The 18,476-nt window shown below is 57.5% G+C and carries 20 protein-coding genes and 1 tRNA gene; 1 reads left to right on the plus strand and 20 read right to left on the minus strand.

Annotated elements, in window-relative coordinates:
- Window positions 1-79 precede the first annotated feature (79 nt).
- From ACR0JN_RS12630 to ACR0JN_RS12655, 6 genes are all read right to left on the minus strand, one after another.
- Complete coding sequence (locus ACR0JN_RS12630; protein ID WP_170499202.1) at window positions 80-1,201, minus strand: alanine/ornithine racemase family PLP-dependent enzyme; 1,122 nt, start codon at window positions 1,199-1,201, stop codon at window positions 80-82.
- Window positions 1,198-2,397, minus strand: a complete 1,200-nt coding sequence (locus ACR0JN_RS12635) for an N-acetyltransferase DgcN family protein (RefSeq protein ID WP_480886023.1) — start codon at window positions 2,395-2,397, stop codon at window positions 1,198-1,200. Before ACR0JN_RS12635 ends, ACR0JN_RS12630 begins: the two co-directional genes overlap by 4 nt.
- 92 nt (window positions 2,398-2,489) lie before the next feature.
- A complete protein-coding gene (locus ACR0JN_RS12640) occupies window positions 2,490-3,344 on the minus strand; it encodes a hypothetical protein (protein ID WP_480886025.1) in 855 nt (284 codons plus the stop codon).
- Window positions 3,334-3,687, minus strand: coding sequence for a hypothetical protein (locus tag ACR0JN_RS12645; protein WP_170447568.1), 354 nt, complete (start codon window positions 3,685-3,687; stop codon window positions 3,334-3,336). Before ACR0JN_RS12645 ends, ACR0JN_RS12640 begins: the two co-directional genes overlap by 11 nt.
- Window positions 3,688-3,690: 3 nt before the next feature.
- The gene (locus ACR0JN_RS12650) at window positions 3,691-3,999 is read right to left on the minus strand and encodes a hypothetical protein (protein WP_480886028.1); all 309 of its coding nucleotides are present in this window, start codon (window positions 3,997-3,999) and stop codon (window positions 3,691-3,693) included.
- 445 nt (window positions 4,000-4,444) lie between these two features.
- Window positions 4,445-5,197 carry a Crp/Fnr family transcriptional regulator gene (locus tag ACR0JN_RS12655; RefSeq protein WP_480886030.1) on the minus strand — a complete coding sequence of 251 codons (753 nt, stop codon included), beginning with the start codon at window positions 5,195-5,197 and terminating at the stop codon, window positions 4,445-4,447.
- Between the two features lie 135 nt (window positions 5,198-5,332).
- On the opposite strand from ACR0JN_RS12655, the gene ACR0JN_RS12660 reads away from it, so the two are divergent.
- Complete coding sequence (locus ACR0JN_RS12660) at window positions 5,333-5,566, plus strand: hypothetical protein (RefSeq protein ID WP_010442296.1); 234 nt, start codon at window positions 5,333-5,335, stop codon at window positions 5,564-5,566.
- Between the two features lie 789 nt (window positions 5,567-6,355).
- On the opposite strand, the gene ACR0JN_RS12665 is transcribed toward ACR0JN_RS12660, so the two are convergent.
- The 14 genes from ACR0JN_RS12665 to ACR0JN_RS12730 all read right to left on the minus strand — a co-directional run bounded on the left by ACR0JN_RS12665 (window position 6,356) and on the right by ACR0JN_RS12730 (window position 18,435).
- A tRNA-Ser gene (locus tag ACR0JN_RS12665) sits at window positions 6,356-6,445 on the minus strand.
- A 328-nt stretch (window positions 6,446-6,773) separates the two neighbouring features.
- On the minus strand, window positions 6,774-7,571 hold the full coding sequence (locus tag ACR0JN_RS12670; RefSeq protein ID WP_480886032.1) for a hypothetical protein: 798 nt from the start codon (window positions 7,569-7,571) through the stop codon (window positions 6,774-6,776).
- A gap of 115 nt (window positions 7,572-7,686) precedes the next feature.
- Window positions 7,687-8,574: an RDD family protein gene (locus tag ACR0JN_RS12675; RefSeq protein ID WP_480886034.1), complete on the minus strand. Its 888-nt coding sequence runs from the start codon at window positions 8,572-8,574 to the stop codon at window positions 7,687-7,689.
- A complete protein-coding gene (locus ACR0JN_RS12680) occupies window positions 8,571-9,566 on the minus strand; it encodes a stage II sporulation protein M (RefSeq protein ID WP_480886035.1) in 996 nt (331 codons plus the stop codon). The genes ACR0JN_RS12675 and ACR0JN_RS12680 overlap by 4 nt, the downstream gene beginning before the upstream one ends.
- Entirely contained in the window at window positions 9,566-10,828 is a 1,263-nt protein-coding gene (locus ACR0JN_RS12685) for a DUF58 domain-containing protein (RefSeq protein WP_480886037.1), read from the minus strand. The genes ACR0JN_RS12680 and ACR0JN_RS12685 overlap by 1 nt, the downstream gene beginning before the upstream one ends.
- 17 nt (window positions 10,829-10,845) lie before the next feature.
- Window positions 10,846-11,802: an AAA family ATPase gene (locus ACR0JN_RS12690; RefSeq protein ID WP_480886038.1), complete on the minus strand. Its 957-nt coding sequence runs from the start codon at window positions 11,800-11,802 to the stop codon at window positions 10,846-10,848.
- A complete protein-coding gene (locus ACR0JN_RS12695) occupies window positions 11,792-13,102 on the minus strand; it encodes a hypothetical protein (protein WP_480886039.1) in 1,311 nt (436 codons plus the stop codon). Before ACR0JN_RS12695 ends, ACR0JN_RS12690 begins: the two co-directional genes overlap by 11 nt.
- Window positions 13,099-13,809, minus strand: coding sequence for a hypothetical protein (locus ACR0JN_RS12700; RefSeq protein WP_480886041.1), 711 nt, complete (start codon window positions 13,807-13,809; stop codon window positions 13,099-13,101). The genes ACR0JN_RS12695 and ACR0JN_RS12700 overlap by 4 nt, the downstream gene beginning before the upstream one ends.
- A gap of 145 nt (window positions 13,810-13,954) precedes the next feature.
- Window positions 13,955-14,347 (minus strand): carboxymuconolactone decarboxylase family protein, encoded by a 393-nt coding sequence (locus tag ACR0JN_RS12705; RefSeq protein WP_480817763.1) that lies wholly within the window; start codon window positions 14,345-14,347, stop codon window positions 13,955-13,957.
- A 15-nt stretch (window positions 14,348-14,362) separates the two neighbouring features.
- Complete coding sequence (locus ACR0JN_RS12710) at window positions 14,363-15,103, minus strand: sulfotransferase-like domain-containing protein (RefSeq protein WP_480886042.1); 741 nt, start codon at window positions 15,101-15,103, stop codon at window positions 14,363-14,365.
- A gap of 19 nt (window positions 15,104-15,122) precedes the next feature.
- Window positions 15,123-15,941 carry an aspartate racemase/maleate isomerase family protein gene (locus tag ACR0JN_RS12715; protein WP_480886043.1) on the minus strand — a complete coding sequence of 273 codons (819 nt, stop codon included), beginning with the start codon at window positions 15,939-15,941 and terminating at the stop codon, window positions 15,123-15,125.
- Window positions 15,942-16,032: 91 nt separating this feature from the next.
- Window positions 16,033-16,467 carry a hypothetical protein gene (locus ACR0JN_RS12720; protein ID WP_480886045.1) on the minus strand — a complete coding sequence of 145 codons (435 nt, stop codon included), beginning with the start codon at window positions 16,465-16,467 and terminating at the stop codon, window positions 16,033-16,035.
- Window positions 16,460-17,551: an aromatic ring-hydroxylating oxygenase subunit alpha gene (locus ACR0JN_RS12725; protein ID WP_480886046.1), complete on the minus strand. Its 1,092-nt coding sequence runs from the start codon at window positions 17,549-17,551 to the stop codon at window positions 16,460-16,462. The genes ACR0JN_RS12720 and ACR0JN_RS12725 overlap by 8 nt, the downstream gene beginning before the upstream one ends.
- Entirely contained in the window at window positions 17,548-18,435 is an 888-nt protein-coding gene (locus ACR0JN_RS12730) for a MurR/RpiR family transcriptional regulator (RefSeq protein ID WP_480886047.1), read from the minus strand. The genes ACR0JN_RS12725 and ACR0JN_RS12730 overlap by 4 nt, the downstream gene beginning before the upstream one ends.
- Window positions 18,436-18,476 lie beyond the last annotated feature (41 nt).

Consider the following 18,476-nt stretch of genomic DNA (forward strand, 5'->3'; position numbering starts at 1 on the left):
GGTGCCTCATTTACTACGTAAAGCCGTAGAATAAGACGGGTGGCTGAAGCAGAGCCGAGGCGGCGGCAACCCTGGCGCGCTACTTTCGCTTCGAATATGGGCGATCAGTGTTCGCTGCGGTGCAGTCAACCAATGCGCCATCACCATGGAAGACTTTTGCTACATCGGGTGCAGCCATGCCGCGCGAGAGCGCACTATAGTTCAATTTCAGTTTCATCTCGCCACCAGCGCGAAGCAGGCAATTGGTGGTTTCAACAACGATATGATCACTGGTGGCTCCGACGAACGTGACGCCAGTAGGGAAAATTAGACCCGCCGCATCGGTGTCCTGGAGTCCAATGGCAAGGATCGACCGAGTGTTCGAAGGACTGTCTAAAGTCACACACCGCATTGAAGGCATAGGATAAGTCATTTGCACGGGATTTGAATTTGCTTTGGTCTTCGTTTCGATCACTTCCGCCCAAAGCGTGAAAACATCTGTGTATAGCCCGTCGATCGTGTACCCCGAAATGGGGTCAGTACCCAGCAGGATGGCCTCACCCAGACGCAGGTTGTTGATCTTTCCGGTCGCCCCCTTGCCAAGCGCCCATGGCAAACTGGCTGAGCCGCCGCCTGACACTGTTTCCAGAGCGGGTCCATTTGCAAGTTCGGTGCCGACGGCAAGCGACGAAAGCAATTCCATTGCTCCTGCAGAGGGTGCCACATGACCCAGACAGGCAAAATTTGCACCAATCCCCTTCAGAGAAATCCCTTCCATTCTAAGAATTTGAGACACAGTGCTTTCAATGTGTTCAGGCAAGATGCCTTCCCGCATATCCCCCATTTCCACCATCAGGATAATATTGTGAGTAATGTTCTTTCCCAGCGCACTCACGGCCAGGCTTGCGATAATGTCCATCTCTGTGTTGAAGCTGACATTGCAGTTATCAACAACTTGCGCGACCTGGCTCAGCATGGGCGTTCGGATCAAGGATATGGAGCACGAGATCCCAGCATCGCGCATACGTATGATATTGCTGATCCGCGCGTCCGCCAGCCCTGTCGCGCCACCTTCAAGCATAGCATTCGCAATCTCAGGATGACCGCAAACGGCTTTTGTCACACCTGTCACCGTAATTCCGCGGGGTCTAAGGTGGTCGACCAGGAACCGTGTGTTGTACCGAATTTTGTCCAGATCAACGTCAATACGCAGCTTGCTCATTCAATCGTCGTAGCACGTACGGGTTGCAAGCGCGGAAAGGCAGATAGAACCATATTCACCAAGTTTTTTGGAGGACGGTTCAATGCGTCAGTGACCGGGAGATACAATTTGCGGTTATAGTCTGTGATGGCCTTTGAAATCTCAATATCATTCATTCCTTCATGGTTGATCGTCATGCCAATTACCTCTGTGTTCGCAAAAGCCTCGATCAGGGTGATTTCATCGCAAGGGTCGGGCATAGTCATGTTGGGGAAATCACATCGACGTTTTCGTTTAGGCGCGTGTTGAAGAATAACTGCATGTGGTTGACTGCCTCGCAGAATGAAGGCTGATGTGCAAAAGGCCGGATGGCTTAGCGCGCCCTGGCCCTCGATCACTATGACATCGGGGCGCTCACCTTCAGATGCTGCAACAACAGCACGCTCAAGTTCGCCACAACAAAATTGCGGCGGCACCGAATCCATCGCAACGCCATACTTGGCGCCCTGCATCAAACCTGTCTGGCCGGTGCCAACTAAAACTGTTTTGATCCCATGCGTGTTAAGTGCGTTTGTCAGGATTGTCGCGGTCGTACGCTTTCCAATTGCACAATCGGTGCCGAACACCGCGATGCGGATCGCCTGGACGTCTCCAATACTGCCATCTAACAGGCGCAGGTCGGGATTTGGCCGCGGCTTGCGAATGTCGCGTATCGTGACATCGTGAATTTTGGCAAATCCAGCGAGCTCCTTGTCATCGCTAAGAAATTCATGCAGCCCACTGACGATGTTCATTCCGAGCGTTATCGCATCCACAACAACTTCGCGATCCTCAAGGGACATTCTGCCGCTGGCCGGCGCCATTCCGTAAATAAAAGTGTCGGGGATCGTAGCTTCATTAGCGACGGCGGCATCAAGATCATCGAAGATGGGAACCTGATTTGCGATATTATCAAGCACTTTGCCTCTGTCACAACCGCCATACGTGCTGTCGATCACCGAAAGAACGCGATAGGCCTGTGAATGTCGAACGAGACCATTAGCCGTCTTGCCATCGATCTTTGCGAAGTTTCCTTCGCAATACACAATTGCAGTCGGTGTATCTGTCACGAGTGTCTTGCGGTGAAGCTCTGGAAAAACTGCTTGTTCCGGCGCCAGCTTTTGCGCATCGCTGGCAATGAACTGCTTGGCATCCGACGCAATGGGTACGGGTTTCATATTTGTTCCTTTTTAGATTGTGAAACGCGCGTCCTTGGTAAGGACGGGCAAAAATTGTGAAGTTTGGGAAAGTGGGCTTTCTGTCTGAATTCTCACTGGTTCAGAACACACAGCCCTTCTGATCGATGATAGTTTTTGTGGCATTGCCACCCATTGCCGGATCGGTCGATATGGGCATTTGCCGGTAGCTCGATTGCATTGCAGCGATCACCGGACGCCTCGTAGCCACGTTCGCATTTCCATCCAACTCCATGGATCGCGTCATCGTAGAAAGCATTTTCAGGCACAAAGACGGCATCGCATCGTCCGTCGCGCTCAAAATACCCACGCTCGCACGTCCAGGGACGCCCGCTGGTTGATGCGTTCAGAAAAGCGTTTTCCGGCACCGCTACTGCCACGCATGCTTCTCCGTTTTTTTCGTAGCCACGGTTGCAACGCCATGCAGATCCATAAGTGCTGTTCGTCAGGTAAGCATTTTCCGGCACCACGATTTTCTGGCAGCTATCGTCTATTCTTGTGTATCCACGCAGGCACCGCCACCTCTCACCTGACGGATCGAGATATCCACCCTCAGGCACAATCACTTCAGTGCATGAGGTGCCGCCCACTTCAACAAAGCCGTGCATACATGCCCACCCTGAGCCGTAGGTTCTGTTTGTGGGGTAGGCATTTCCCGGCACGACAACGGCCACGCATTCTCCGCCTTCCAACCGATAGGACAAATCGCATTCCCAACCGTCGCCATATTTTTTGGGATGCGCATTATCCGGGATCGAATTTGTTTCGGCCGATGCGGGACTTGATGAGATAAAGGAGCCCGCCAAGCAGCTGAAAACGCCAACAAACAGCGCCGTCATAAAGTGAGAGTAAAACCAGTGCTGATTTTTTCGATTTGTCCTGGTGCAACCGGCGTTGTCCGAATGTTGAGTGATTGAGTTACGATCCATCCAGGTTCAGCCCCTCAATGCAGGCCTGTGCCAGATCTTTATTGGGGGTTTGGGATCCCGGTACCGTTGCCCAGCCGGCTGCCATAACGGCATCCTTTCGCTTGAAAGAAGAAGCTTCTTTGATCGTTGTTATTTTTTCGGCGCGTTGGGCGTCAGTTCTCGCCATGTCGACGCAGATCGGAACCAAGGCAGCGATTACATTGTCGCGGGACATGGCGTTGGCCATCTTGTCCGCGTTACTGCCGGTCATCCATCCACCCCAAGAAAATCCAACGACGCCTACGAAAACCCCTCCGATCAGGGCGCCGTAGATTCCGGGTTTAAGCCATTCGGGCGTGTTCATAATCTATTCCTCCTGCGGGGAAAGCGCCGCATCGCTGTCATTGTTAGATGTGGCCAAGGTCTGGTCTTGCTTGAGCGCCCGTTCAAAATCTTCTGGGTCAATTGGGCGCATTTCCGTGCGGCCTGGCTTGCTGCCTTTGCCCTGAACTGTCAGGTAGGTTCCGGTTCTTCGATATGCTTCGAAACTCAGGCCCTGTAGTAGTTCTTCTTCAACAACTACTTCATACTCGCCTGCAGGAAGTTCATCTGTATAGCCGGACAAAGAGAACGGATTTGAAAACGTCACCAAAGAACTGGACGATCTCGTGCTCACCTTAGTCCTCCATATAGTTTGTTGGATCTTCCCCGCGCAATCTGCCGCGGATTACGCTCGTAAGCGCCACGGTAGTACCGGCGTTGTAATTTAGAATAATGTGCAAATGGCAGACGCGCGCTGATCGATGTTAGTCTGTGGCCAATGACCTGAGATTTTATTGGAATCTCAAATGCATTTGGTGCCCGAGGATCAGGTGCCGCCAAAAATTGACTAACCTGCGTCAGTGCAACGATGTTTGGATTCCGGCAACGTGATGTGTGTTGGCGGGATATTTGCTGGCGTGTTCTTAACGAGTAATTGAGAAGCGCAGGAAATCCAGTACCGCAATCGGACTGTATTTATCTTGCGCTTCTTTTTCAGTGAAATCCCAAATCTGCCGAAGCGAATTCGGTCTCTAACAGGCAACGATCATCAAAATCCCGGCATCGCTGTAGGGGTGAACTTATTGCTTCAACAGTGGCCCGGCCTGATCCAGATAAGTGGGGTCAAAACCGGCCAACGTCACCAGTCCTTCATAATCATCAAATACCACTTGCCCGGATTGAAAAGTAACCAACCCCTTCTCCCGCAGTTGCCGTAGGACACGATTAACATGCACGGCACTCAGTCCCAGCGCATCGGCAAGGTGGTATTGTGTCAGGGGGCAAGTGTATCCCGTCTTGTTTGCCATCCCGACCTGAGTCAGCCTCACACCAAATTCCAAAAGAAAATGCGCCATGCGCTCACCCGCATCGCGCCGTCCTATGTTGACCAGGTGCTCAACCACCATCGCTTCATCTCGGGAGACCGCCCAAAGAATTGCTGTCGCCAGCCGGGGCGTCTGCGCAAATGCTTCCAGGAGATCATCCACTACTACTTCAATGGCTTGGATTTCCATGATTGGTTCTATGCTGTGATCCGAGGTGTGCAGCAGAACGCTTCGCAAGCCCAGAAAGTCACCCGGTATTTGGAAATCGACGATCTGACGTGACCCGTCAGTCTGGGTTTTGTAGGAACAAACCCAGCCCGAGGCCAGAATGTAGGCAGCCTGCTCTGATTGCCCTTGATGCACAAGGTCACGTCCGGCTTCAAAGGTTCTGCGACGCTTGTGCAGGCGTGCCAATGCCGCAAGTTCAACCTCAGTCAGAGCGACGAAGTTTGAAAGCTTTCGGGTGAGTGGACTGTTTTTGATAGTGCGCAAGTGTTCTTCCTTCATCGATGAGCAGCCCGCGAAACTATCCGACGCCAAGACTGCTTTCGATCAGTTAAGTATACAGCAATCTATGCCAGTATGATGCAATTCATTGTGGCGCTTCCTTGCTTGGACGCCTGTTAAAAAAGGACGTCTACCATGGCTGACCGGCAAGACCACTCAGGAATGGCCGCACTCTCAATTTGTGAAGCGCTTTTGCTTGCAATTAAAGATCGTGAGCTTCTGCCCGAACATGAAATTGTGGGAGTTCTGCATGACGCAGCTGCTGTCCACGAAACAGCGGTCGGCAATAACGATGAAAAGGACATGCACCAGGCCGCCGCTGTTCTGATAAACAAGATCATTGCTTCCGGCTATCGCGTTCGGCAGTAACGTTAATTTCCTGTCAGAAAAACAAGAATACGCTCGTCAAAAAAGCATAACAACAAATAGAAGCACTATTGGTGCTTCGTTCCCGATCAATTCAAACACAAAGCAAGAACCAAAGATCCAATCTCTGCAATATCTCAACTTAATGAAAAATTCCACGACCGCGAATTACTCCCTCTTCCCCGCCACCTGCATGAGCCACAACGAGAATTTGCTTACTGGCTGAAGGCCCGCATGGCCTGTCCTGCTGCACTGCCTGCGACAACGCAAACGTTGGCTTTGTTCGGCGTCTAAGTTGCTGATCCTATGTGCAGCGAAACTACAGTTTGATAGTATCGCATCATCATAGCTTTGAATGACCGGTCTGGCGACAACAGCTGCAACGCAGCGATGAATGTGCTGCGACAGCAAATCAATGCCGCGTCAGCAATTGCCGCAATCGCACAAGTCCGGTTTGTCCGCAGAGCAGACGTTTAATGACGAGTTGAGTATGTCGGGTTCGCGCCTATACCTGACATTTCAATTGCGTTCGGCATCGGTGGTTGCACCCTCCCGCAACCAATATTCAAAACAGCCTGACGTCAAATACTTAACCCAGCCACGCGCGGGGCTTACTGCTTTGGCAGCGGCCAAACCTCGGTGCTTCGCTGTGGTAGAAACACTTTTTGACGATTAACAGCTTAACCGATTCATTTGTCGCATAGAGCGGCGACCAAGCGCATTTGGGATGACGGGCTTTTGGGCAAGTGTCGCCGTCAGTTCCGCAAAATGCCGTTTTGATTCAATGATATATGGCGGAGACGAAGGGATTCGAACCCTCGAGACGGTTTCCCGCCTACTCCCTTAGCAGGGGAGCGCCTTCGACCACTCGGCCACGTCTCCGCCGATGGGTATATCCTTGCAAGCGGCGGGAATACAAGGCGAAATTTCCAATTTGTGGCGGAGTCTCGTAAAACTCTTGAACCCGTTGAAATCAGGGCGAAACACGCCGTTTTGCGTGTATCTTAAACAGTGTTCTCGGAGTTTTCTGACGCTACGCCGTACCCATTGACCGTAAGTGAATCAAACGGCGGTCCGGTCAGGCTGGCGTGGTGATCCGTCTTTCACTGCGCTTAACCCGGACCGCTGCGGATTTCGTTCAGTCTCAGCGACTTACGTTCTCCGATATGTGCGGTCCGGTCTTGGATTTTAACCGGGCTCAGCTCTTAGTCTATTTGAAAACGTCCACCAGATCCGAGACGCTGACGCCTTCCTTGATCTCTTTCAGGCGTGCGAAGATCATTGCGACGGCCACGCCGCCCAACCCATAGGCGAAGGCGTTGATGACGACCTGCGCCAGGGTCAATACCCCGAAACCTGATGACTCTGGCTCGACCACAAAACTGCCCGTCACCATGGCCGAGACAAAGGCCAGCACAAATGAAATCAGGATGATGCACAGGAACACAAGCACCAGCGCGCCTATGATTGGCCAGCGGTAGCCTTTGGTCAGGTCCGCGCTGCGCCGCATTGCGCCAAATCCTGCCCCGTCGATCACAATTGCGGGCGTGATCACGGAAAACACTCCGTAAAGCCAGATGCCGGGAACGATGAACAGCAGAATTCCGATCATGTTGCAGATGCCCACAATGATCGACAGAACCGCAATTGCCGGAAGGTTGCTGAGCGCGGCGCCAAAGTACCGGCCGATCTGCGCGGGACGTCCCAGCTTGGCGTCATAGGCCAGTTGCACCACCATCGCGGTGGTCAGTCCAACGGCTACCAATGTGATCAAAAACGAGATAGCGAAAACGACACCCATTGCGGCGAAGTCGAACTCGTTCGTCGGGCTGGCCTGAACGGATTGGTTCAAGAAGGGGGTCGTGGACAGAATAAGCTCGATCAGTGCCGGTATAAAACCCAGCAGAATTATGATGTGAAGCTTCTTGAAAAGAATCGAAAAGGTTTCCGCGACAATTGCCCCCGCACCGAAAGGTATGTGGGTGTCGGGATGAGTCTTGTCTGTCATGTCAAAGTCCTGAAATCAGTTATTGCTATGCAGATAAGGCCGCATGGTCGTGGTCAGCCTCAAGGTGAAAACGAGGTTTTGTTTTCCCGGATTGGTAAAACTGCAACAGATGACCCTAGCCTTGGGTTTCGGCATGGCGTTTGTCTTTTCGTTTGTCGCCGAAAAGCTGGCGCTGTTCCAGAAACGCGCGTTGCGCCTTGTAAAAGGCCTCGAGGAACGCTTGATGGTCCTGGTCGCGGATCGGGTCAGCATATTCGATCTTCTGGCGAATTTGGGCGACAACGGCGGCCAGCGTCTCTTTCTGGCGTTTATAGGCGTCTGGGCCTTTGGCGCGGTTCGCGGCGCGCAGCACGTCTTCGAGCGTTTGCAACTCATAGGTGCCGTAATGTTCCAACTGATGCGACAGGAAACGGAATTTCGGCTGTACGGCTGACGGGGGCCGGGCCGCCTTGGACATGTCGGGCAACAGGATCGGTTTGGGCAGGTGGATCACGAAGGTCCCGGCGACGAAATCGCCCAGCCGCTGCCTGCGCTTGTTGCATAGCGGCACCGCCAGAACCGCCAGCGCCCAGATCAACGACAGGATCGAGGGGATCAGCGCGTCGGTGGTCAGGGTCACCACCATGGTGCCGGGCAGGAAGATTTCGGCCTCTTTCATCAGGTTGCGCACGACCAGCGATTGCGTGGTCAGCGCCTGACCATCTGCTGAGACGACTTTGATCCTCATCATCCGCTTGCCGATGGTCTGCCCGTTCCAGATCAGCTCGGATGCCGCGTAGTACGGGATGCGGATGAAGAAGAACAGCATGGCGGCGATGGCGGTCGCGGTGTTCGAATTTACAAGCTCTAGCGCAAGGGCCAGCAGGAAAACGGCGACGGCTCCGATGACGGTGATCAGCAGATCGGTCAGTTGCGCGGCGGTGCGCACACCAACGCCTGCGACGCGGAAGTAAAGCGGCACGCCCTCAGGCGGCAGCAGGCGGTCCAGTGCGGGTTTGGTCATGACCGCCTCCTTCCGCCCAGAAGGAACCAGAGCAGCCAGAGCAGGCCGATCCCCCAGCCGATTGTGATGCGGGTGGTGCGGTCCTGCACCAACTGGCGTCCGAACCCTTCCAGCAGCGCGGCGGCCACCAGCATCAGCGCCGCAATCAGCGCCAGCTTGACCGCGTCATGACCCGCTGCGCGCAGGGCGGCTTTTCGCGTCTGTTGGCCCGGGAACAGCACCGCGAGGCCCAGCTTCAGCCCTCCGGCCCCGGCGATGCAGACGGCTGACAGTTCGGTCACGCCGTGGATCGAGAGCCAGCCGAAGATATCCCAGCCCAGACCGCGATCAACGTGCAGCGCGTAAAACACGCCCAGCATCAGGCCGTTATAGAACAGCAGTAGGATCGTCGGGGCGCACAGGAAGGCCCCGAGGCCAAAAACAAGGATGGCGATGCGGGTGTTGTGCGAAAACAGGTAAGTGGCAAAGGCCCCAAGGCCATCGCTCGATGCGTCGCCATAGATGCGCGAGCTCAGGAATTCGGTTGTTGCCTCTGGCCCTCGCCCGCCCGCCAGTTCGGGGGCCATGAAGACATAGAACCACTCGGGGTCGTCGAAATAGAAAAAGTACCCGGCAATCGCGCCTGCCGCCATGCATAGAAACCCCAGCAGCGTCACCCGCCACGACGACCGCATCGCCTTTGGGCCGCCAGTGGTAAGAAACTTGCGGAGGATGCCGCCCAGTCTTTGCTGCGGGGCGTAGACGCTCAGATAGGCGCGGCTGGTCAGGGCTTCGAGATAGTCCAGCAAACCCCGATCCAGCGATATCTCGCGCGCGATGGATAGGGACGTGGTGGCCTGACGGTAAAGGTCGGCCAGATCGCGCGCCTCCTGAAAGCTCATGCGGTGCAGGCCCCGGGTTTCGGCCTTGTCGACAAGGTCCGACAATCTGCGCCAGTCGCCTTCACGTTCGTGCCGGAACCGGGCCGAGCGGATCAGATCGCTGTCGGCCATCAGATCATCTCCCGCGCTTTGATTTCCAGATAGGTTGAGATCAGCCGGGCCGAAACGGTGCCGGGTTCCGCATCGATCACGGTGATGCCCAGTTGGTGCAGTCGTTCCAGCACCAGACGGCGTTCCTGTAGCAACTGACCGGTCGACACGGTCTGGGCCACCCCGTCCATGTCCTGTGGCGGCTCGTTGACCTGCGCCTCAAGGATCGGATCGCGCAGGGCAACAAAGACGATCAAGTGGCGCTTGGCCAGAATGCTGACATTCTCCACCATCAACTCGGCCGAGGTCGTGTCGACGAAATCCGAGAACACGATGATCAGACTGCGCTTGGGGGTCCGCGCATTCAACTCGGTCATGGCTAGCGTGTGATTGGTTTCGACGCTTTCATAGGCCAACTCAGCCGTGCGGCTGCGCAGGCGGGTGAAGGCAGCGCGGCCCGGTTCAGGGGGCAGAAACATCCGGGGTTTGGCGTCATAGGCGTAAAGCCCGACCAGATCGCCGCCTATGGCCGCCGCCCACGCCGTCGCCAGCGCGGCGGTAATGGCGTGGTCAATCTTGGGCAGGCCCGCGATTTCCTCGCGCATCTGAAAGCCGTTATCCAGGGCGATGATGACATGGTGATTACGCTCGGCCCGAACCTCTTTGGCGACAAGCGCGCGGTGCCGGGCCGAGCGTTTCCAGTCAATCGAGCTGGCGTCCATGCCGGGGACAAACTCGCGAAGCTGGTGGAATTCTGAGCCTTCGCCGATGGCGCGGTTTTCCTTGACGCCGAACAACCGGGACTGAACGGTTGTGGAAATCTCACCCGATTGCACCCGGCGGATATTGGGGATCACCGCGACCTCAAGGCCAAATGCAATCTTGGGCACAAATTCGAATAGCCGCAGGCGCGAGGTCCAGGACAGCCACAGGTTCGACAACACCCAAGTCCCGCGTCGAATGGCCCGGAATGGGATTTGGGCGCGGCCCTTGGACAGATCGACATTCGCAGGGCCCTGCAGCCCGTCGGGCCAGTTCAACGCGCCGCGCAGACCTTGGGTGGCGGGACTGACGGTCAGGTCGATCTGCGCGTCCTCGCCGACAAAGATGTCGCCCAGTGGCTCGACCGAGATTGCCCTTTTGCGCGGCCAAGATAGCAACAGATCGCCGATTGCCAGCAGGCCCAGCACGGCCCATGGCAACCCGGCCACGGGGCGCGTGGCCTCGCCCATGATCACCGCGGTCAGCGACAGGGCAAGTGCTGCGCAGGCCGCGATCAGCAATATGCGCGAGGGGCGGATCAGCGGGGGGCCTCGATCTGGTTGAGGATGTTTTCCAGAACCTGCCGCGCGCCGCGCCCCTCGATCTCGGCCGAAGGCGACAGAACGATCCGGTGCTGCAGCGCAGGGATGATAAGGGCTTTCACATCATCCGGGATGGCAAAGTCGCGCCCGTTCAGCGCCGCCGTTGCGCGGGCCGCCCCGGCAACGGCATCCGCCGCGCGGGTCGAGGCACCAAAGGCAATATCGGCGCTTTCCCGCGTGGCGCGCACCAGCCGCAGGATGTAGGCGAGAATGTCATCATCCAGCACGATCCCGTCGATCAGATCCCGCGCGGCGGCCATGGTAGGCGCATCCAGCAGGGGTTTCACCGCCTCCGCCGCGCTCAGAATATCCAGCGGCTGGCTGGCGTGCTGACGCAGGATCGACAGTTCAACCTCTTCGGGCGGGAAGGTCAGGTTTACCTTGAACAGAAAGCGGTCCAGCTGCGCCTCGGGCAGGGGGTAGGTGCCTTGTTGTTCGATCGGGTTCTGGGTCGCGACAACGATGAATTCCGAGCCCAGCGAATGATCGGTGCCATCAATCGTCACCATCCGCTCGTTCATCGCCTGCAACAAGGCGGCCTGCGTTTTCGGCGGGGCGCGGTTGATCTCATCCGCCAGCAGGATCTGGCTGAAGACCGGGCCTTTGGTCAGAACGAACTCGCTGGTCCGGAAATTGTAGATCGAGGTGCCCAGAACGTCGCCCGGCATCAGGTCGGGGGTGAACTGGATGCGTCCGAACTCCAGGTTCAGCGCGCCGGCAAAGCTGCGCGCCAGCAGGGTCTTGGCGGTTCCGGGTGGCCCTTCCAGCAGAACGTGACCACGGGCAAACAAGGCGGTCAGCAACAGGTCGATCACCTCTTGCTGGCCCTGAACAACCTTGCCGATCTCGGCCCGCATGGCCTCGGCATGGGCGAATAAGTCATCAAGCGTCATCGGCAAGCTGCTCCAGTATCAGTTCAAATTGGTCCACGTAGATAATCGCGTCATTCGGGCCCAGATGCGCGGGCAGGGCGCGGATCTTTCCGATCACATCCTCAAGCCGCGCGGCGAGGTCGGGTTTCCGGGCTGCGACATATTTCAGATAGGCGGATTCGGGCGAGGTCTGGGTTTTGTGACCCGCGCCGAACACCTGCGCCGCGCGGGCGCGCAGGCGGGTGTCGATGAAATCCGCCAGCATGGCCCCGTCCTGATCCGTCATCCGCATCAGCCGCGCCCGCACCCGGTTGGCCCGGCGTTTGCCGGTTCCCAGCGCCGGCGGCAGGTCCGCAACCGGCCCGCTGCGCACGCCACCACGCCAGAGCGCCAGCGCCAGCAGCAGCCCCGCGCCGATCCACAGGATCAGAAACGGAGGTTCAAACAGGCGTTTCAGGTCGTCCCACGTTCGGTCACGTTGGACAACCTGTTCCGGCTGGGTCAGCCAGTTCCGGCTGCTGTAGTCGATGATGATCCGCTGGCCGCTCGCGATCTCGGGCAGCAGTTGCGCGGCGATAAAGGCGTTGTCGCCCAGGCTGAGGCCGTGATTGTTCAGCAGATCGGGATCGGACAGAACATAGACGTGATCCTGTTCGCCGTCCCCCGGCAGGGGGCACCGCCCCAGCAGCATCGCCCCGGCGCGGCCCAACAGGGGCTCGCATCCGCGCCCCTCAAAGGTTTGGGCCGCATAAATCCGCGCGACCAGATCGCGGTCTGAATTCAGCGCATACTCCCGGAACGGAGACCGCACGAACGAGACACGCCCGACCTCGGACCCCAGCGCCTGATGCAGCACAGCTTGTATATCGGTGCGCGGGGCAATCAGAACCGGATGCCCGAACCCGGTCAGCCGCATCCCGCTACGCCATTTGGGCAGGATCACAAGACTGGGCACGGATTGCGCCCGTTCGCGGATGACGTCCATGTCCTGATCGAATTCATCCGCCTGAAACAGCAGGTCTTCCTTGGTTTTGGCCGGGGTCCGGTCGGTGCCGGGATGAGTGTCATAGATCGGTTGCACCAGTAGCCCGATTGTGCTGCGGTCCAGCGGCCACCCTCCGGTAAAGCTTTGGGCGGCGTGGCCTTCGCTGGTCAGCCAGTAATCCAGCCCGTCGAATCCGCTGGCGGACTCGCGCAGCGCGTATTGCCGCCCGGCCAAAATGTAGAAGAAGATGCCAGCGCACAGCACCACCACGATGCCGATCACGATCCAGTCCAGCCGCATCCGGCTGTCGGTGTCGAAGCGGGCGATATCCGTCATGCGGGCACCTCGCGCAGGATCGGACGGGCGCGGGCGACCAGCGCGTCGAAATCCGCTTGATTGATCGAGCGATGGCCAAAATTTACCTGCTCGCTCGCCAGAACCAGCGCGCGCAGGTCCGGCATGTACCACAGGCTTTGCGGCAGGCTGCGTAGCGCCTCGCGATGGGTCCAGCTGCGTTTGAACAGAACCTCATTGGCGGCAAGGCAGCGGGTCAGGGCCATCTGCGCAAGGCCTACGACTGCCAGGTCGCGATTGCCTGATCTTAGCAGAGCCTCAAGATCAGGCTGCCCGCCTGCGTCGGGTGTTTGATCCGCAGCGGCCTGACTGGGCTTGCGCCGCGCATTCTCACTGGCCGAGCGGAACGACACCGAGGCCCGCCCCGCACCGAAGTAGACGAGTGCCACGATGAAAATCAGGACCAGCAGGGAGATGGCTGCTACGATCCGGCGCTCCTTATCGGCTTCGGATTGATCGGTTTCGCCGTCTTCATCTTCTTGCGGGGTAAATTCCGTGTCCAGCGGCGGGGCGGGTTGTGTGGGGTCGAAATAGACCACATCCGTATCGATGCCCCGATACCGGACCGCCTTTTGATAGGCCGTGCCGGATGCGCTGAGGTCTGGCTGAGAAAGCGCTGAATCCTGCGCGTGGGCGACAGTAGCGGCGCAGATATGCACAATGGAAATCAGGACCAGAAGAAATCGCATTGCGGTATCGTTAGTTCACTCTCTTTCCGCATGCAACAACCCGCGCCGTATCACGCTTTGATTGTCAGACACCTGTGCGGCAGCTATGCCACTGTGCCCCAAGGTCATGCATTGATGTGACGATTTGATAACCGTTTCTTCGGCCTCAGAGCATGTTTTCGGCCTCTAGCACCTTACGGGCCACGCGGAAGCATTCCAGCGCCTGCGGGACGCCGCAGTAAATCCCGATCACATGGATGATGGCGCGGATTTCTTCGCGGGAAACACCATTGTTGATGGCCCCTCGGCAGTGAATCTCCCATTCGTGCATTTTGCCCAATGCACCGATCATGGACAGGTTCATCATGGAGCGCGTCTTGGCGTCGATCACCTCATCCCCCCAGCCGAAGCCCCAGCACCAGGCGGTCATCGCCTCCTGAAACGGGCGGGTGAATTCATCTGCAGCGGCCAGGTTCTTTTCCACATATTCGGCCCCCAGCGTGCCTTTGCGCTGCGCGAGGCCTTTGAGGAACAGGTCTTCGTCGAAAGTATCGGCCATATCAGGTCTCCGGCGTCAGGGTTTCAGGCGATGGTGATAGAGGTGATCATAATGCGGTTTCATCCGGCGATGCACCTGTCGGACCCGATCTGGCGCGTCGTCGATATCGATGTATTTTCTTGGTTGTGGCGCAAGCCCTGTCGAATTGGCAAGGTTGGCATGGAAAGACCCGCCATCCCACCAGCTATGCGCCGACGGGTCGCCGCCAGCCTCCCATGTCAGGGCGTGTTCAAGGAAGGGGATGCCCACCGCCGCGCAGAATTTCTGCGTCATGGTATGCGGGTCCTCCAGCAGATCGTCGCTGTCGATCACCGGCGGAGGGGTTCCGTTCAGTGCCGTCAGCAGATCGAACAGGGCGCGTTGTTCGGGAAAACCGACCTCACCCTCGGCAAAGTCCGGCCAGCGTTTGTACATCGAGGTGATGGTTTTGGCCGGATCGCGGATCAGGAAGGCGTGGTTGAAATGCGACAGGAACGTGGCGTCCCACATATGGTTGATGTAATGGGGGAAATCCTTGATGAAAACCGGGCCCTTTTCGGCGCGCGCCTGAATGTCGGCCCAAACCGACTCCAGCGTCAAGCGGGGCGTTGTCACATCGCCCGGCTGAAACCGATGCCAAAGCGGGTCTTCGCCTTGATACCAGGCCTCGCCAAACGGTTCGTGCAGACACTCCATATCGCCGCGCTGGCGCATCATCCATTCGAAAGCGGTTGAGGTTGAGCGGGGAACAGCCCACAGCGCGAGGATTTTGTGCATGATCTGGGGTCCTTCCGGGTCAGAGCCGTTTCAACAACCGGCCATGCGGCGTTGCAGGCGCAAGACCGAGCGATTTGAAGATACGCCAATAGAGCGCGATGTCATGGCCGATCACTGGCTTGCCCAGGGCGGTCTCTAACTGATCGGCCAGATGCAGCGGGCGCTGCGGCAGGCCATTCGGTCCGGTGCGGAAATTGCACATGCCGTTGATCAGGATCGCATCGGCCTGCGGGGCCTGCTCGGCCACGTATTCAAAGCTCTTCATCGCCAGATCGCCGTCAAAGACCCAACGGCAGGTGTTGATCTCCTCCTGACTGTCAAACCACCCCTGATCGTGGAAATTGCCCGCATAGAGCACGTCGAACCCGGCCTCTTGCAGAAAGCCAACCGTTCCTTGCCACCAGTCAGGCCAGTGATAAGCGGCGTTCAGCGCCACCTTTTCCACATTCATCTCGCGCAGGGCCTCGACCATGGCATAACCCGCCATATGAAACCGGGTGCCGTATTTGTCCGACAGGTCCTCACAATGCTGCCGTACCCCTTCAACCCCCAACCCACAGGCATGCACCCAGTTCGAGCCGACCTGTCCGCACACATCCACCCCGTTGCGCGACATGCAATGCACGAAGTCTTCGAGCATACCGAAATTCTGTTTCCGCTGGTCCAGCCCGTGGACATAGTCCGGCACGTGCAGCATCCAGCCATGCACACCGACCGTTTCCGGGCAGATGCGCAAGAAATCCGACGGGGCGGCGTCAAAGTCGAAGGGCGGGCAGGTGAAGCCCACCTGATGCGGGAACAGCTTGTGTTCGGGCCGCCAGTCCTCGGGCATCAGCATCTGATGCCCCCCAAACTATGCTCGGTGAGTGGATGGAAAATGGACTTGGTGTATTGGAATGACCTGAATTTTCCAGTGTACGACCACATGTCTAGTACAGCCCCCAGTTACTCCTTAACCTATAACTTTCCAGAGTCGGGATTCCGTCAAGAAAATGCCCGGAGACAAAGACAATCTCCCCTTTTTGCGGTCTGGGTTCAGGTGTGCAAGAAGTAAGCTGCAAAGTGCTGTCGAAGACGGTTTCTTCCAGTTTTCCGTGAAGAACTTCAATTACTTCAAGCTCAACGTGGGGCGGCAAAATGAGCTTATAGCTCTTGGCCTTTTGTCCGCTCGTTTGAATGTGTGTGGAAACTTCGTATGTGGGTGCGTCGAAAGATATAACCTCAACTTTCGCCAAAAAACTCCCGTGCTCTTCAATATCTTCGGGGCTATCGAAAAAGAAATACTCGTGAGATGAAGCGCTTGGGCATGCCCAAGCCCCAATTGGAAGAAGCCCGGTTAGTAGCGTGGCAATAAATTTATACATCGACCGCCTCACGCATCCATTGTTGCAGCCGAGCAATCGAATGCTCCGACATGACGCCACAGCCCGGGTCCAGCACCAGCGGGCCGGGGCGGTAGCCGCGGGACTTGAGGCCGCGGTGGACGCTCTCGACCAGTCGGATATCTTCCTCGACCGTGGTTTCGCGGTCTTGCACGGCCAGTTGCCGGATGACGGCGCTTTCCGAGCCGCCTTCGGTGTACCAGCCGCGCCAGACGGTGCAGTGGTCGGCATCGTTTGCGCGCCAGTGATAGGTGTTCAGCACATTGCCCGGGTAGCACTGGAACGAGAACATCGGCCACAGGAACCATGACTGGTAGTCCCCCGAATGGGGCACTGACATGTCGATGGGATAGGTCATCTTGTCGAGGCTCTGGCACTCGGTCGTGTGCCGCAGAACGTAACCGCCGCCCGCGTCGGGCTGGATGTCATAGGTTTCAGGCTTGACCACACCTTCGGCAAAGGTCGGGTGGTTGGTGGGGCAGTGGTAGCATTCCGAGTAGTTCTCGATACTGACCTTCCAGTTGCAGTTTTCCGGGATCTCCACCCATTCCAGCGGTTCCAGATCGTCGATATGTGGAACGAAGGCGCGGATTTCCTCACGCACGCCGGGGTACCATTCATCCATGGGTGCGGCGTCGTCGTCGAGGTTTACGAAGATGAAACCGTTGAACACCTCGGTCCGGACCGAGGTCAGGCAGATGGCGCTGCGGTCGAAACCGGGAACGGATTTGATGTTGGGACCGGCGCGCAACTGGCCGGACAATTCATAGGTCCAGGCGTGATAGGGGCAGACCACCACGCGGGTGTTGCCCGCGCCGCTGACCATTTCATGGGCACGGTGCTGGCAGACGTTATAGAAGGTGCGGATTTCATTGTCGCGGCCCCTGATGCAAAACAGATTCTGCCCCGCGATCTCGAACGCGAAGTAATCTCCCGGTTCCCGCACCTGCGCCACGTGGCCTGCGAACTGCCAGGTTCGGGCCAGAAGCCCCTGCATTTCCTGCGCGAATATTGCCGGGTCGGTATAATAGCGCGCGTCCAAGGAGTGCGTCAGCGGTGCGTTCATTCGGGCTCCTCCGCGTAGAGGCCAAGTTGGTGTCTGCGTTGGTGAAACCGCTCCACCCGCTCGACGATCTCATCGCTGGACACGGCAATCACGAAGGACAGCAGCGTTTCCAGCAAGGCGATAGTCGAGACGGAGGAGGGGAAGAATTGCGGCGTATCGGCGGCCACGACAAAGCCGTGCTGCGCGTTCAGGATGACCGGGCTGGCCGGGCTGTCGGACAGGCCAATCACGGTCAGTCCCTGAAGGCGGGCCAGCTTGATCGCGTCAATCACCTCGGTCCGGTAGGGGTGGCAGGTGATGGCGATCAGTACGTCCTGTTCATCGGCCCAGGCCAGATCATCCACCGGGGTTGAGCCGGGGCGGGGAATGGCGTGGAACTGCTTCATCCCCGTTGAGGCCAGATAGGTGAAGTTGCGCGCGTTCGCGTTGTTGACGCCAACGCCCAGCGTGAAGATCTGGCGGCAGTTCCAGATATCCTCTGCCGCTGTTTTCAGACTGGCGGCGTCAATCCCGGCGAAGGTATCCTCGATATTGCGGATCGCGGCGCCGACCATATCGGCATAGAGCCCGCCCAACTCCCCGGACTTGCCGATGTCTTGCAGCCACCGGGCGCGGTCCGGGAAGGACACGCCGCCGCGCCGAATCGCATCACGGAAGGGCGCGCGGAAATCCTCATACCCTTCGAACCCTACTTGGCGGGCCATGCGAACGAAGGTGTTGGGCTTGACCTTCGCGGCCTCGGCAATCTCGCGTACGGTCGAAACCCCAACATCCGTTGGGTTTTCCAGCACATAACGCGCGGCTTTCTGGGCCTCGGGCGTCAGGGCCTCCCATTCGGCGCTCAGGCGGTCGAGAACGATTGATGATACATTTGTGTCATTCATGATTGACGATGGTACAAATGTGGAATTAGCCTGTCGAGCAG

It is taken from the genome of Ruegeria sp. G12, from assembly GCF_056533565.1.